Source organism: Glycomyces salinus, from assembly GCF_016428645.1.
Lineage (GTDB): Bacteria > Actinomycetota > Actinomycetes > Mycobacteriales > Micromonosporaceae > Glycomyces > Glycomyces salinus.
In genome coordinates, this window is the sequence record NZ_JAELXW010000003.1 from 37,279 (window position 1) to 50,227 (window position 12,949).

The window sequence follows — 12,949 nt, forward strand, 5'->3', positions numbered from 1 at the left end:
CACCATCGCTCACGCCGCCGCCGCGGATGCACGGTCACGCTGACGCTTGCGGAAGCGTGAATCTGCCCCGTCTGCCGCGGCGGCTGCGGGCCGACGCCCCGTCCTGGACCGAGACCACCGACGTGTGCGTCATCGGCTCCGGCGTCGCGGGCCTGACCTGCGCCCTCAACCTCCGGCAGGCCGGATTCCACGTCACCGTCGTCACCAAGGTCCACATCGACGACGGCTCGACGCGGTGGGCGCAGGGCGGCGTGGCCGCCGTGCTCGACCCGCTCGACACCCCCGCCGCGCACGCGGTGGACACGCAGGTCGCCGGGGTGGGCCTGTGCGACCCGGCCGCGGTCGAGGTGACCGTCACCGAAGGCCCCGGCCGGGTCGCCGACCTGATCCACCTCGGCGCCGAGTTCGACCGCCACGCCGACGGCTCGCTCCAGCTCACCCGCGAGGGCGGGCACCGGGCCCGGCGGATCGTCCACGCCGGCGGGGACGCCACCGGCGCCGAGATCCAGCGCGCCCTGCACTCGGCGGTCCTGCGCGACCCGTGGATCCGCATCATCGAGAACGCCATGGTGCTGGACCTGCTCACCGACTCACACGGCCGCGCGGCCGGAGTGAGCCTCCACGTCCTCGGCGAGGGCGTCGAGCACGGCGTGGGCGGCGTCGAGGCCCGCGCGGTCGTGCTCGCCACCGGCGGCATGGGACAGATCTTCCAGTCGACCACCAACCCCTCGGTGTCCATCGGGGACGGCGTGGCCCTGGCGCTGCGCGCCGGGGCCGACGTCACCGACCTCGAATTCGTTCAGTTTCACCCGACGGCCCTGTACCTAAAAAATAGCGAGGGGGACCGACAACCCCTGATCACCGAAGCGATCAGGGGCGAGGGAGCCCACCTTCGCGACCACGGCGGCGAGCGTTTCATGGTCGGCGCCCACGAGCTCGCCGAGCTGGCCCCCCGCGACGTGGTCGCCAAGGCCGCCACCGCCCGCATGCGCGCCGAAGGCGAGCCGCACGTATGGCTCGACGCCCGCCACCTGGGCCGGACCATGCTCGAGGAGCGCTTCCCGACCGTCACCGGCTTCTGCCGGGCCTTGGGGATCGACCCGGTCACCGACCTCGTCCCGGTCGCCCCCGCCGCCCACTACGCCTCCGGCGGCGTGCGCACCGACCTGCACGGCCGCACCACCGTCCCCGGCCTCTACGCCGCCGGCGAGGCCGCCTGCACCGGCCTCCACGGCGCCAACCGGCTCGCGTCGAACTCCCTGCTGGAGGCCCTGGTCTTCACCCACCGGATCGCCGCCGACCTGGCCGAGAACAAGCCCAGCCCCGGCGACCCCGAGATCGGGCGGGGCGAGAGCTGGGTCTGCTCTACGACCTCCCGGGCCCCGCTCCAGGAGGCCATGACCGCCGGGGCCGGAGTCCTGCGCTCGCAGACGAGTCTCGAAGCCACCGCCGAGGCCCTCACCGGCTTGGGGGACAATGTGTCCGGAAGTCCCCGGCCGGCCACCTGGGAGGCCACGAACCTCCTGACCGTGGCCACCGCCCTGACCGCCGCCGCCCACCGGCGGCGCGAGACCCGCGGCAGCCACTGGCGCGAGGACCACCCCGAGGCCTCCGACGACTGGCTGGGCCACCTCCACCTGTCGATCGGACCCGAAGGGGACCTCGACACCACCTGGGAGAGCGCATGAGCGAAGACCTGAACGCCGAGGCCCGGCTCGTCGCCGGCGGCCTCGACCCGCAGGACGTGTACGTCGCCGTCGAGGAGTACCTCGACGAGGACCTCTCGCCCGCGCGGCGCGACGTCACCTCCGAATCGATCTTCGGCCCAGACCACACCTCGACGGTCGTCATGTCCGCCCGCGCCGACGGCGTCCTGGCCGGCCTGCCGGTCGCGCACACCGTCTTCAACGCCATGCCGGGCGAGATCGAGTTCACCTACCTGGCCGGCGACAGCGCCCGCGTCCGCGACGGGAAGGCGCTGGCCCGCATCACCGGCCACACCCGCGCCCTGCTGGCCGCCGAGCGCACCGCCCTGAACCTGCTCTCGCGCCTGTCGGGGATCGCCACCCACACCCGCCGGTTCGCCGACCTGCTCGCCGACTGGAACACCACCGTTCTCGACACCCGCAAGACCACGCCCGGCCTGCGGGCCCTGGAGAAGTACGCCGTGCGCGTCGGCGGCGGCGAGAACAAGCGCTTCGGCCTGTTCGACGTGGCCATGATCAAGGACAACCACAAGGAGGCGGCCGGCTCGATCACCGCCGCCTTCCGCGCCGTCCGCTCCTCCGAACCGGACATCGATATCCAAGTGGAGGTCGAGACCCTCGAAGAGGCCCTCGAAGCGGTCGCGGCCGGAGCCGTGTTCCTGCTGTGCGACAACATGAGCCCCAAAGAGCTGGCCGAGGTCGTCGAGACCGTCGGCGACCGCGCCGAACTCGAGGCCACCGGCAACATCACCCTCGACAACGCCGTCGACTACGCGGCCACCGGCGTCCACTACGTCTCGGTCGGAGCCCTCACCCACTCCTCGCCCATTCTCGACATCGGCCTGGACTTCGAGGAGTAGCACATGCTGCTGTGCGTCGACATCGGCAACACCAACACCGTCCTGGCAGTGTTCGAGGACGACAAACTCGTCCACTCCTGGCGCATCCGCACCGACCCGCACGCCACCGCCGACGAGCTCGGCCTGACCTTCCGGGCCCTGCTCGACGGCGACGGCGTCGACCTCACCGGGATAGCGTTGTCCTCAACGGTGCCGCAGCAGGGCGCCGAGGTCGCCAAGATGGCCAAGCGCTACTATCCCGACGCCAAGCTCGTCACCATGGGCCCCGGCGTCAAGAGCGGGGTTCGCCTGCTGATCGACAACCCGCGCGAGGCCGGACCCGACCGCATCGCCAACACCCACGCGGCCTTCCACCTGTTCGGCGGCCCGTGCATCACCGTCGACTTCGGCACCTCCACCAACATCGACGTCATCTCCGAGCACGGCGACTTCCTCGGAGGCGCCTTCGCCCCGGGCATCGAGATCTCCATCGACGCCCTCGCGTCCCGCGCGGCCAACCTGCTCAAGATCCCGCTGGTCAAACCCCGCAGCGTCATCGGCAAGAACACCGTCGAATGCCTCCAGTCGGGCATGGTCTACGGCACCGCGGCCCAAGTCGACGGCCTGGTCCGCCGCATCACCGCCGAACTGGGCGCCGAACCGACCGCCGTGGTCGCCACCGGCGGCCTCGCCTCGGTCGTCGCCGAGCAGTGCGAGACCATCACCAACTTCGAGCCGAACCTGACCCTCCACGGCCTGCGGATGATCTGGCACCGCAACGTCTGAGGCCGCCTCAGCGGGCGGCGCCCCAATCGCGGTCCTCGCGCTCGCTCTCGACCTCGGCGTACCAGCTGCGCGTGGTCACGTCCTTCGAAGGCCCGCCGTCCGACCCCGAACCCTCGGAGTACTGGGACTCCCACTCCTCCTTGCCCTCGCCGGAGTCGTAGTCCTCGATCGCGTGCTCCATCTCCGGGGTCATGTGCTCGGCCAGCTCGGGGTCGAAGACCGCGAACGGCACGGGGTTCCCGTCGGGATCGAGCGGAGGCTCCCAATCCGGATCGTTGCAGGGGAAAGAGTCGAACAGGTGCTCGGGCGCGTGCTTTGCCAGCTCCGGCGGGATCGACTCGGGGCTCTGGGCGGCCAGCCGCTCCCACAGCTCCGGCGGCATGGAGCGGGCCATCCGCTCCCATTCGTCGCCGGGGATCGTCGCGATCAGCCACGGGTGGAGCGCCACGTCGTCGTTCGGCAGCTCCAGGATCGGCCGCTCGCCGTCGCGGAACTCCTCGCGCTCTCCGGGGTCGGGGCGCGGCGGCCCGAGCTCGCCGGAGTCGACCCCGTCGGAGGGGTCCTCGCCAAAGTCCCCGCCGCCCGTCGGCGGCGGCGGGGAGGGCGGCATGCCGCCGGTCCCCGGTCCGCTCCCGCCGCCCGAGCCCGTCCCGGGCGGCACGTTCGAATCGGGGATCCGCGTCCCCGGGCCCAGGTCGACCTCGGGAGCCTCGGTGGTGTCGTCCAGCAGCGGCGAGGTCGGCTGCGGGGCCGGGTGCCAGTTGCTCGAAGCGATCGTCATCGCCTGGACCCCGTAGGTCATCGCGCCGGTCATGGCCCGGCGCTCCTCGCCGTAGAGGGTCCGGTCCCTCCACTCGTAGTAGGTCCCGCCGAACCAGGAGTCGGTGCAGATCGCGTGGGGGCACTCGCCGCCCCTGGCCTGCCACTCGGCGAACTTCTCGCCCTCGGTCAGCGCCCGGGATCCGGGGCCGGTCAGCGGGATGCTCCCGGGGAAGCACTGCTCGGGGTAGGGGGCGAAGTGCTCGGCCTCCCCCAGCTTCTCGTGCACGTACGGCAGGATCACGCTCGCGTTGTGCTTCAGCCCCTCGGCGATGTCCCGGCCGAACTCGACCAGGCCCTCGACGCGCGAGCGGAGCTGCTCGGCGTCGTCGCCCTCCCACTCGGACAGGATCTCGTCCAGATCGGACTCGATGTCGCCCGGAATGGACTCGAAGGCGTCGTGGACGCTCGCCCACGCGTCGGCGGCGGCCGTGACGGTGCCCAGGTCCGCATTGCGGACCAGGTCGGTGCGCATCGTGCCCACCGGAGAACCGGAGGCGTACTCGCCCGCGATCTGGTCGTGGTCGGGAAGGAGGTCGACGTGTCCGACCCGCACGCCCGGTCCGGTCGGGATTCCAGGTTCATCCATGGCGGGCCCCCTACAGCTGGCCGTCGTAGTCGGCGGTGAGCGCGGAGTCGAGCCGATCGAAGTCGGCCTCGCCGGCGGCGTCGGCCTCGTCCCAGTTGGCGATGACCGTCTGGACGCCAGCCTCCAGGCCCGCGAGCGCGTCCACATACTGCCGCAGCCGGTCCTCGTAGTCCACGGCACTGTTCGCGTGCATGGTCCTGAACTGCTCGGCCGCGGCGAAGGTCCCGGGCCGCAGCTCCTGCATGCACACCTCGGAGGCCATCTTCTCCTGAGCGGCCCTGGCCTGCTCCAGCCTCGTTCTGACCCGCCGCAGATACGTCTCCAGGTCTGCGGTGCTTACTCGGACGGCCATTCGTGCTCCTCGGGGGTGGGAGGGCGGATGTCGGTTGCGTCTCCTCGTCTCAGGCTATCAACGCGACACCAACGCGAGGACCTGCCGATTCGCCCGGTCCCGAAGCGGCCGTGGCGCTCCGGCGCCTCAAGCGGCCGGGCCCGCCACCGGCCCCTCGGCGAGGTGGACGCTGCGGGCCCCGCCCCGCATGCGGAGCCTGCGCGCCAGCGACACCGCGTGCGGCTTGTCGCCCACCAGGAACAGGATCGTCGGACCCGAACCCGACACGTGCGCGGCCAGCGCGCCCTCCTCCAGCCCGGCGTGCATGAGCGAGGCCAGCTGGGGACGCAGGCTGACGGCGGCGGCCTCCATGTCGTTGACCAGCAGGCGCGACAGCTCGTCGGCGCTCGCCCCGGCCTCGAAGGCCTTCACGATCGCGTCCACGTCTTCTGAGAACCGGCCGATCCTCTCCCCGCGGAGCCGGTCGACCTCCGCGAAGCACTCCGGCGTCGAGATCTGGGTGTCGGTGGTCGCCACGACCCAGTGCCAGGTCCCGGCCGCCTCGACGCGGACCAGCTCTTCCCCGCGGCCCGAACCGACCGCGATCCCCCCGGCCAGGCAGAACGGCACGTCGGAGCCGAGTCCGGCGGCCAGGCGGCGCAGCTCGGCGTCCCCGATCTCGATGCCCCACAGCCGGGCGCACGCCACCAGCGCCCCGGCCGCGTCGGCCGAGCCCCCGGCCAGGCCCCCGGCGACCGGGATCCGCTTGAACAGGTGCACGTCCACGTCCGGCTCGATGTTCCCGTACAGCGCCATCAGCTTCGCGGCCTTCGCGGCGAGGTTCGTCTCGTCGGCCGGGAGCGTGTCGGCGCCTTCGCCGGCGATCGAGACCGCGATCCCGCTCTCACGGCGGCGCGTGACGGTGACCGTGTCGTACAGCGAGATCGCCTGATAGACGGTGGACAGCGAGTGGTATCCGTCGGGCCTGGCGTCGCCCACCCCCAGGTGCGGGTTGATCTTGGCGGGCACGTCTACGGTGACGGCGGCTTCGGGCAGCTCTGGCGCGGTCTGTCCGCTCAACGGGTCTCCTTGGCTGTAGCGAGGGCGACGAACTCTCCGATGTCCAACGATTCACCCCGTCTTGTGGGTTCGATCCCGGCGCGGCCGAGGATCTCCTCGGCGGCGTCGACCGAGCCCGCCCAGCCCTTGAGGGCCTGCCGGAGCATCTTGCGGCGCTGCCCGAACGCGGCGTCGACCGCGGCGAAGACCTGGGCCCGGTCCGCGTCCGGGGACGCTCTCCGCTCGAAGGCGACCAGGCCGCTGGCGACATTGGGGACCGGCCAGAACACGTTGGCCGACACCGATCCGGCCCGCCTGGAGGAGGCGTACCAGGCCAGCTTGACCGAGGGGCCGCCGTAGATCTTCGACCCCGGGCCGGCCGTGAGCCGGTCGGCGACCTCCTTCTGGACCATGACCAGCCCCTTGACCAGGGTGGGGAACGTCTCCAGGGCGTGCAGGACCACCGGCACGGCGACGTTGTACGGCAGGTTCGCCACCAGTGCGGTCGGCGGCTCGGGCAGGGCCTCGGGGGCGATGCGCGCCGCGTCGGCCTCCACGACCGTCAGGCGGTCGTGCTCGTCGGGGGCCCGGTGGGCGACCGTCGTGGGCAGCGCGAGGGCCAGCTTGGGGTCGATCTCGACGGCGACGACCCGCCGGGCGACCTCGATGAGCCCCAGGGTCAGCGAGCCGAGCCCCGGGCCGACCTCCATCACCACGTCGTCGGGCCCCAGGCCGGCCGCCGCGGTGATGCGGCGGACGGTGTTGGCGTCGACCACGAAGTTCTGGCCCCACTTCTTGGTGGGCTGGATGCCAAGTCCCCCCACCAGGGTCCGGATGTCGCCGGAGGTCAGCTGGCGGGCCATGTCAGGACTGTCCCCCGGCCAGGAGCGGTTCGAGCTTCACACCCGGGTAGTCGTTCACGATGGTCTGGATGCGGTACTTGTTCGGCAGCGCCACCAGGTGCGCGCCGTCGCGCGGCCGCGAGAACACCTCGACGCCCGGGGCCGTGGCCAGCCGCTTGGCACCTTCGGCGTCGGTCAGGCGCGCCAGCCGGTACGGCAGGTGGTCGATGGCGGCCGGGACGTCGAACTCGGCGGCCAGGCGCGCCAGGGTCACCTCGAACTGGAGCGGTCCGACCGCCGCCAGCACCGGCGTGGCCTCGCCGCGCCGGTCGGAGTAGAGGACCTGGACCACGCCCTCGGCGTCGAGCTGCGAGATGCCGCGCCGGAAGCGCTTGGCCTTGGAGGTGTCGTGCATCTGGAGCGCCCCGAAGTGCTCGGGCGCGAACGCCGGCAGCGGCGGGAACTCGACCTGCCTGCCCGCGTAGATGCTGTCGCCGACCGACAGGCCCGAGGCGTTCACCAGGCCGATGATGTCGCCCGGCCAGGCCTCCTCGAGAGTGCCGCGGGAGGATCCGAAGAGGGTCTGGGCGTACTTGGTGGACATGGTGCGCTTGCCCTGGGCCTGCGTGACCTGCATGCCGCGCTCGAAGTGCCCGGAGCAGACGCGGACGAAGGCGAGCTGGTCGCGGTGGGAGGCGTTCATGTTGGCCTGGGACTTGAAGACGAAGCCGGAGAAGCCTGCCTCCAGCTCGCGGGGCTCGCCGTGGACGTCCTCGCGGGCGAACGGGGAGGGCGCGATGTCGACCAGCAGGTCCAGCAGCTGCCCGACGCCGAAGTGCACCAGGGCGGCGCCGAAGAGCGTGGGCGTGGTCTGGCCGGCCTCGAAGGTCTTCTGGTCGAAGTCGGCCTCGACCTCGGAGAGCAGCTCGGACTCCTCGACCGCGCGGGTGAAGTCCTCGCCGAAGCGGGACTCGGCCTCGTCGGCGTCCAGGGCCTCGGTGACGGCGAGCTGCTGGCCTCCGGGGGAGCGCTCGTAGCGGACCATGCCCGGGGCCTTGGACCCCGCGATGGCCATCCGCTCGACGACGCCTCGGAACTCGCCGCCGATGCCGACCGGCCAGGTGACGGGCGTGGGCTTGATGCCGATGCGCTCCTCGATCTCCTCGAGCAGGTCGAGGGCGTCCTTGGCCGGGCGGTCCCACTTGTTGATGAAGGTGATGACCGGGATGCGGCGGGCGCGGCACACCTCGAAGAGCTTGAGGGTCTGGGGTTCGAGGCCCTTGGCGGCGTCCAGGAGCATGACGGCGGCGTCGACGGCGGTCAGGACGCGGTAGGTGTCCTCGGAGAAGTCGGCGTGGCCGGGCGTGTCGAGGAGGTTGACGACGCAGTCGCGGTATTCGAACTGGAGGGCCGCGGAGGTGATGGAGATGCCGCGGTCCTGCTCCATGGACATCCAGTCCGAGACCACGCCCTTGCGGTCGCCCTTGCCGTGGACGGCGCCGGCCGAGGCGATGGCCTGGCCGTGCAGGGCGATGGCCTCGGTGATCGTCGACTTGCCGGCGTCGGGGTGGGAGATGACGGCGAAGGTGCGACGACGGGCGGATTCGGCCTTGATCTGGCTGGACATGGATTCCTCATGGTGTGGCGCGCGGATCGTGTCGGGCTCGGCGGGCGCGGTGTGACGAACGGATCGGCCCGCCGCTCAACGATAGCCGTGAATGCCACCGCGCCCGAACCCGCGCGCCGCGCCTCACAGGCGTATTCGCCCGGGCCGGGCCACACTTTCGGGTGTTTCCAGCCACTCGGCGGCCTTCTCACCCGGGTTCCTGTCGGTCCCGGTCGCCAAGCTGGCCGGGTACTTTCTTCCCCTTAACGGGTGGGTGGGGGATGTGGACGGCTCCAGCCGTTACGAGGACAGCTCGCGCTTGACGATGTCGGCCACGATCTTCCCGTCGGCCCGGCCGGTGACCTTCGGCTTGACCGCCTTCATGACCTTGCCCATGTCCCCCGGGCCGGAGAATCCGCCGTCGGCGATCGTCGTGCGCACCAGCTCGGTGATCTGCTCCACACCCATTTGCTCGGGCAGGTAGCGCTTGATCACGGCCTCCTCGGCCAGCTCGGCCTCGGCCTGCTCGGCGCGCCCGCCCTCGCGGAATGCCTCGGCCGCCTCGCGGCGCTGTTTCGCCTGCCTGGTGAGCACCTTGATGATCTCGTCATCGTTCAACTCGTGGGCGGCGGAGCCCGAGACCTCCTCGTTCTTGACGGCCGTGAGCACCATCCGCAGCGTGCCCAGCGTCACCTTGTCCTTCGACTTGAGGGCGGCTCGCATATCCGTTTCCAACTGGGTCTTTAGCTCACTCATATCTCGACAATCTACCGTTGGGGTATGAAGATGAGCCGTGGCCTTGCCGCAGCAGCCGGGATCGGGGTCGGCGCCGGCGCGCTGGCCCTCGCGTATGCCTCCCTATACGAGCGTGTCCAGTACACGCTCCGCCACTTCGCGGTCCCGGTCCTGCCGCCGGAAGCCGAACCGATCCGAGTCCTCCACATCTCCGACCTCCACATGACGCCCGGCCAGGTCCGCAAGGCCCACTGGGTGGCGTCCCTGGCCGCGCTCGACCCGGACCTGGTGCTGCTGACCGGCGACAACCTCGGCCACCCCGATTCGATCGAGCTCGTCTCCAAGACGCTGCGGCCGCTGTTCCGCGCCCCCGGCGTGTTCGTGTTCGGGTCGAACGACTACTACGCGCCGGTGTTCAAGAACCCGCTCCAGTACTTCAACCCGAACCACGAGCACAAGTACGGTGAGCCGCTCCCGACCGAGGACCTGCGCAAGGTCCTGGTCGACGGCGGCTGGACCGACCTGAACAACGCCGACGCCGACGCCCGCATCTCGGGGTTGAACGTCCACTTCGCCGGCGTCGACGACCCGCACTTCGACCTGGACGACTACGAGCTTGTCGCCGGCGGCGTCCCGTCCGATGCCGACCTGTCGATCGGTCTGACCCACACGCCCGAACCGCGCGTCCTCGACGCCTTCGCCTCCGACGGCTACGACTTCGTCGCCGCCGGCCACACCCACGGCGGCCAGGTCTGCGTGCCCGGCGTCGGCGCACTGGTCACCAACTGCGGCATCGACCGCGCCCGCGTCAAGGGCCTCCACGACTGGGACGACATGTGGCTCCACGTCTCGGCCGGCCTCGGCACCTCGCCGTTCGCGCCCGTCCGCTTCGCCTGCGCACCCGAGGCCAGCCTCCTGACCTTCGTCCCGAGCGAACTCTGAATCCCGGTGTGACGGGGCCCGGCCCGCCCGGACCCCGTTCGACACCCGGACCCCACCTCGGGTAGCATTTCTTCTCGGTCAAGTACCTCGGGTTGTGGCGCAGCTTGGTAGCGCACCTCGTTCGGGACGAGGGGGTCGCAGGTTCAAATCCTGTCAACCCGACCATTGTGATGTATCAAGACATAGGAAACGGTCCGGACCTGTGAGGTTCGGGCCGTTCTTGTTTTCTGGCGGGCAAGTCCATGGTGGGATGCGGGCTGTTCGCGGGCGGGGCGGGGTTGAGTTCGGCGGTTCTCGGGGATTTTTTCCGGGGCGATGTCGATTCGGCGGACGTTCGTTCGTATGGGTGGTGAAGGCCGGCAAGGAGCCGGCGGGATTCATCTGATGCGATCGGAGGTGTGGCGATGCGCAAGGTATTCGTCATCAACCACCTGACTCTGGACGGGGTCATGCAGGCGCCGGGGCGTGCCGATGAGGACGTCCGGGGCGGTTTCGAGCACGGCGGCTGGGCCGCGGGCGGTCAAGACCAGGTCATGGGCGAGCGGCTCGGCCGTTCGATGGAGGCGGGCGGGCCGATCCTGCTGGGGCGGCGCACCTACCAGGACTTCGCCTCGTTCTGGCCGCGCCAAGGCGACAACCCGTACACCGAGGCGCTGAACCGGGCCGAGAAGTACGTGGCTTCCAACACTCTGTCGGAGCCGCTGCCCTGGCAGAACTCCGTCCTGCTGCCCGGCGACGCGGCGAAGTCGGTCGCCGAGCTCAAGGCGGAACCGGGAGGCGACATCTGCGTCATGGGCAGCGGCGTTCTCGTCCGGAGCCTGCTGCGGTCCGGTTTGGTCGACGAGCTGCTGCTGATGATCCACCCGCTCGTGCTCGGCACCGGGAGCCGCCTGTTCGACGACTCGATCGACCGGATTCGGCTGGTCCTCGTTGATAGCATCACGACCACCACCGGGGTGCTCCTGGCGACCTACCGTCCGGAGGAGGTCTGATCCGATGAAGCGGTATCTGCTTTCCATCCAGCAGCCCGACGGCCCACCGCCGCCGCCGGACGAGCTGACCCGCATCATGGGCGAGCTCGACCGGCTCAACGCCGAGATGCGGAGGGCCGGCGCCTGGGTCTTCGCCGACGGCCTGCACGAGCCGAGCACGGCCACCGTCGTCCGCCATAGTGAAGGACGGACCCTGATCACCGACGGGCCCTACGCCGAAGGCAAGGAGCACTTGGGCGGTATCACCATCATCGACGCCGCCGACCTCGACGAGGCCCTTGCCTGGGCCGACCGGCTCGCCGCCGCCACGACCCTGCCGATCGAGGTCAGACCGTTCCAGACCGACCCCGGAACATAGATGCCGCACGCGACCGACGCCGCGCGGATCGAGGCGGTATTCCGCGCCGAGTACGGCCGCGCAGTGTCGGTGCTCATCCGATCCGTCGGCGACATCGACCTCGCCCAGGACGCCGTGCAGGAGGCGTTCACCAAGGCCGTGCGTTCCTGGGCGGACGGCGGCATCCCACCCAGCCCGGCGGGCTGGATCATCACCACCGCCCGGAACTGGGCGGTCGACCGCCACCGCCGCGAACAGACCCGCGGCCGGCGGCACACCGAGGCGGCCCTTCTGCGGGCCGCCGACCCGCCGCGCGAGGAGGGCCCCGTGCACGACGAACGACTGCGCTTGATCTTCACCTGCTGCCACCCCGCGCTCGCCCAGGTCTCGCAGGTCGCGCTGACGCTCCGGCTCCTCGGCGGGCTGACGACCGGCGAGATCGCCCGCGCGCTCATGTCCAAGGAACCGACGGTGGCCCAGCGCCTGACCCGCGCCAAGGGCAAGATCCGCGACGCGGGCATCCCCTACCGCGTCCCGCGAGAGGCCGACCTGCCCGACCGGCTCCGGTCGGTGATGGCCGTCGTCTACCTGGTCTTCAACGAGGGGTACCTCGCCACCGGCGGCGAGGACGCCGACCGGCCCGACCTGGCGCGCGAGGCGATCCGGCTCGGCCGAGCGCTGCGCGAGCTCATGCCCGACGAGCCCGAGGTCGACGGCCTGCTGGCGCTGATGCTGCTCATCGACGCGCGCCGCCCGGCCCGCATCGGACCCGACGGGGGACTGGTCCTCCTGGCCGACCAGGACCGGAGCCGGTGGGATCGCGGGCAGATCGAGGAGGGCCACACCATCGTCCGGGGCTGCCTGCGCCGCGACCAGCCGGGCCCGTACCAGATCCAGGCGGCGATCAACGCCGTCCACGACGACGCCCCGACCGTCGCCGACACCGACTGGGCGCAGATCCTCGCCCTGTACGACCAGCTGCTCGCCCGCACCGCCAACCCGGTCGCGGCCCTTCACCGGGCCGTGGCGCTGGCCGAGGTCGAAGGGCCGGAGCCCGCACTGGCTGCGGTCGACCGGCTCGACCTCGAACCGCACTACCTGTTCCACGCGATCCGCGCCGACCTCCTCCGCCGCCTGGGCAGAGATGAGGAAGCCCGAGCCTCTTACCGGCGGACGCTCGACCGCACCGGCAATCCCGCCGAGCGGTCGCTTCTCCGGGACCGGCTCGACCGCCTGTTACCCGCGTCCCGGGACCGCATCGGGGTACTTGTCCGGTTCTGGAACTTTGAGCCTTCTCCAACACTGTTCACAGCGCGCTGACGAGGATCCCCTGGAATATTGGCGTCCTCGACGAGAGAGGAGTGCC

The 12,949-nt window shown here is 71.0% G+C and carries 13 protein-coding genes and 1 tRNA gene; 8 read left to right on the top strand and 6 right to left on the bottom strand.

All coding sequences use genetic code 11. The features are described 5' to 3' along the window. Positions 1-26: 26 nt before the first annotated feature. The 3 genes from JFB92_RS01225 to JFB92_RS01235 are packed head-to-tail and all read left to right on the top strand — an operon-like array spanning position 27 to position 3,331. Positions 27-1,688, top strand: coding sequence for an L-aspartate oxidase (locus tag JFB92_RS01225; protein WP_199034369.1), 1,662 nt, complete (start codon positions 27-29; stop codon positions 1,686-1,688). After that, positions 1,685-2,566, top strand: a complete 882-nt coding sequence (gene nadC, locus JFB92_RS01230; protein ID WP_199034098.1) for a carboxylating nicotinate-nucleotide diphosphorylase — start codon at positions 1,685-1,687, stop codon at positions 2,564-2,566. Before JFB92_RS01225 ends, nadC begins: the two co-directional genes overlap by 4 nt. 3 nt (positions 2,567-2,569) lie before the next feature. Next, a complete protein-coding gene (locus JFB92_RS01235; protein WP_199034100.1) occupies positions 2,570-3,331 on the top strand; it encodes a type III pantothenate kinase in 762 nt (253 codons plus the stop codon). Positions 3,332-3,338: 7 nt separating this feature from the next. Here the strand turns inward: JFB92_RS01235 and JFB92_RS01240 are convergent, their stop codons facing one another. The 6 genes from JFB92_RS01240 to JFB92_RS01265 all read right to left on the bottom strand — a co-directional run bounded on the left by JFB92_RS01240 (position 3,339) and on the right by JFB92_RS01265 (position 9,333). After that, on the bottom strand, positions 3,339-4,739 hold the full coding sequence (locus JFB92_RS01240) for a WXG100 family type VII secretion target (protein ID WP_199034102.1): 1,401 nt from the start codon (positions 4,737-4,739) through the stop codon (positions 3,339-3,341). Between the two features lie 10 nt (positions 4,740-4,749). Further along, on the bottom strand, positions 4,750-5,091 hold the full coding sequence (locus JFB92_RS01245) for a hypothetical protein (RefSeq protein ID WP_199034104.1): 342 nt from the start codon (positions 5,089-5,091) through the stop codon (positions 4,750-4,752). A 126-nt stretch (positions 5,092-5,217) separates the two neighbouring features. Then, entirely contained in the window at positions 5,218-6,150 is a 933-nt protein-coding gene (locus JFB92_RS01250; protein WP_233162134.1) for a 4-(cytidine 5'-diphospho)-2-C-methyl-D-erythritol kinase, read from the bottom strand. Next, entirely contained in the window at positions 6,147-6,992 is an 846-nt protein-coding gene (rsmA, locus tag JFB92_RS01255) for a 16S rRNA (adenine(1518)-N(6)/adenine(1519)-N(6))-dimethyltransferase RsmA (protein WP_199034106.1), read from the bottom strand. Before rsmA ends, JFB92_RS01250 begins: the two co-directional genes overlap by 4 nt. Position 6,993: 1 nt before the next feature. Next, positions 6,994-8,598: a peptide chain release factor 3 gene (locus JFB92_RS01260; protein ID WP_199034108.1), complete on the bottom strand. Its 1,605-nt coding sequence runs from the start codon at positions 8,596-8,598 to the stop codon at positions 6,994-6,996. 279 nt (positions 8,599-8,877) lie between these two features. Next, positions 8,878-9,333, bottom strand: coding sequence for a GatB/YqeY domain-containing protein (locus JFB92_RS01265; RefSeq protein ID WP_199034110.1), 456 nt, complete (start codon positions 9,331-9,333; stop codon positions 8,878-8,880). Between the two features lie 24 nt (positions 9,334-9,357). Between JFB92_RS01265 and JFB92_RS01270 the strand changes: the two genes are divergently transcribed. The 5 genes from JFB92_RS01270 (at position 9,358) to JFB92_RS01290 (ending at position 12,903) form a co-directional block, all read left to right on the top strand. Continuing rightward, the gene (locus JFB92_RS01270; protein ID WP_199034112.1) at positions 9,358-10,254 is read left to right on the top strand and encodes a metallophosphoesterase; all 897 of its coding nucleotides are present in this window, start codon (positions 9,358-9,360) and stop codon (positions 10,252-10,254) included. 88 nt (positions 10,255-10,342) lie between these two features. Continuing rightward, positions 10,343-10,419 (top strand) — tRNA-Pro (locus JFB92_RS01275). Between the two features lie 239 nt (positions 10,420-10,658). After that, a complete protein-coding gene (locus tag JFB92_RS01280) occupies positions 10,659-11,246 on the top strand; it encodes a dihydrofolate reductase family protein (protein ID WP_199034114.1) in 588 nt (195 codons plus the stop codon). 4 nt (positions 11,247-11,250) lie between these two features. Next, a complete protein-coding gene (locus JFB92_RS01285; protein ID WP_199034116.1) occupies positions 11,251-11,604 on the top strand; it encodes a YciI family protein in 354 nt (117 codons plus the stop codon). Beyond that, positions 11,605-12,903, top strand: a complete 1,299-nt coding sequence (locus JFB92_RS01290) for an RNA polymerase sigma factor (RefSeq protein WP_199034118.1) — start codon at positions 11,605-11,607, stop codon at positions 12,901-12,903. Positions 12,904-12,949 lie beyond the last annotated feature (46 nt).

Bases quoted from the DNA above. Each gene is read 5' to 3' on its own strand.
- JFB92_RS01270 (WP_199034112.1), top strand. From the start codon at position 9,358: ATGAAGATGAGCCGTGGCCTTGCCGCAGCAGCCGGGATCGGGGTCGGC.
- JFB92_RS01265 (WP_199034110.1), bottom strand. From the start codon at position 9,333: ATGAGTGAGCTAAAGACCCAGTTGGAAACGGATATGCGAGCCGCCCTC.
- JFB92_RS01240 (WP_199034102.1), bottom strand. From the start codon at position 4,739: ATGGATGAACCTGGAATCCCGACCGGACCGGGCGTGCGGGTCGGACAC.
- JFB92_RS01225 (WP_199034369.1), top strand. From the start codon at position 27: ATGCACGGTCACGCTGACGCTTGCGGAAGCGTGAATCTGCCCCGTCTG.
- JFB92_RS01285 (WP_199034116.1), top strand. From the start codon at position 11,251: ATGAAGCGGTATCTGCTTTCCATCCAGCAGCCCGACGGCCCACCGCCG.
- JFB92_RS01235 (WP_199034100.1), top strand. From the start codon at position 2,570: ATGCTGCTGTGCGTCGACATCGGCAACACCAACACCGTCCTGGCAGTG.
- nadC (WP_199034098.1), top strand. From the start codon at position 1,685: ATGAGCGAAGACCTGAACGCCGAGGCCCGGCTCGTCGCCGGCGGCCTC.
- JFB92_RS01280 (WP_199034114.1), top strand. From the start codon at position 10,659: ATGCGCAAGGTATTCGTCATCAACCACCTGACTCTGGACGGGGTCATG.
- JFB92_RS01245 (WP_199034104.1), bottom strand. From the start codon at position 5,091: ATGGCCGTCCGAGTAAGCACCGCAGACCTGGAGACGTATCTGCGGCGG.
- rsmA (WP_199034106.1), bottom strand. From the start codon at position 6,992: ATGGCCCGCCAGCTGACCTCCGGCGACATCCGGACCCTGGTGGGGGGA.
- JFB92_RS01260 (WP_199034108.1), bottom strand. From the start codon at position 8,598: ATGTCCAGCCAGATCAAGGCCGAATCCGCCCGTCGTCGCACCTTCGCC.
- JFB92_RS01290 (WP_199034118.1), top strand. From the start codon at position 11,605: ATGCCGCACGCGACCGACGCCGCGCGGATCGAGGCGGTATTCCGCGCC.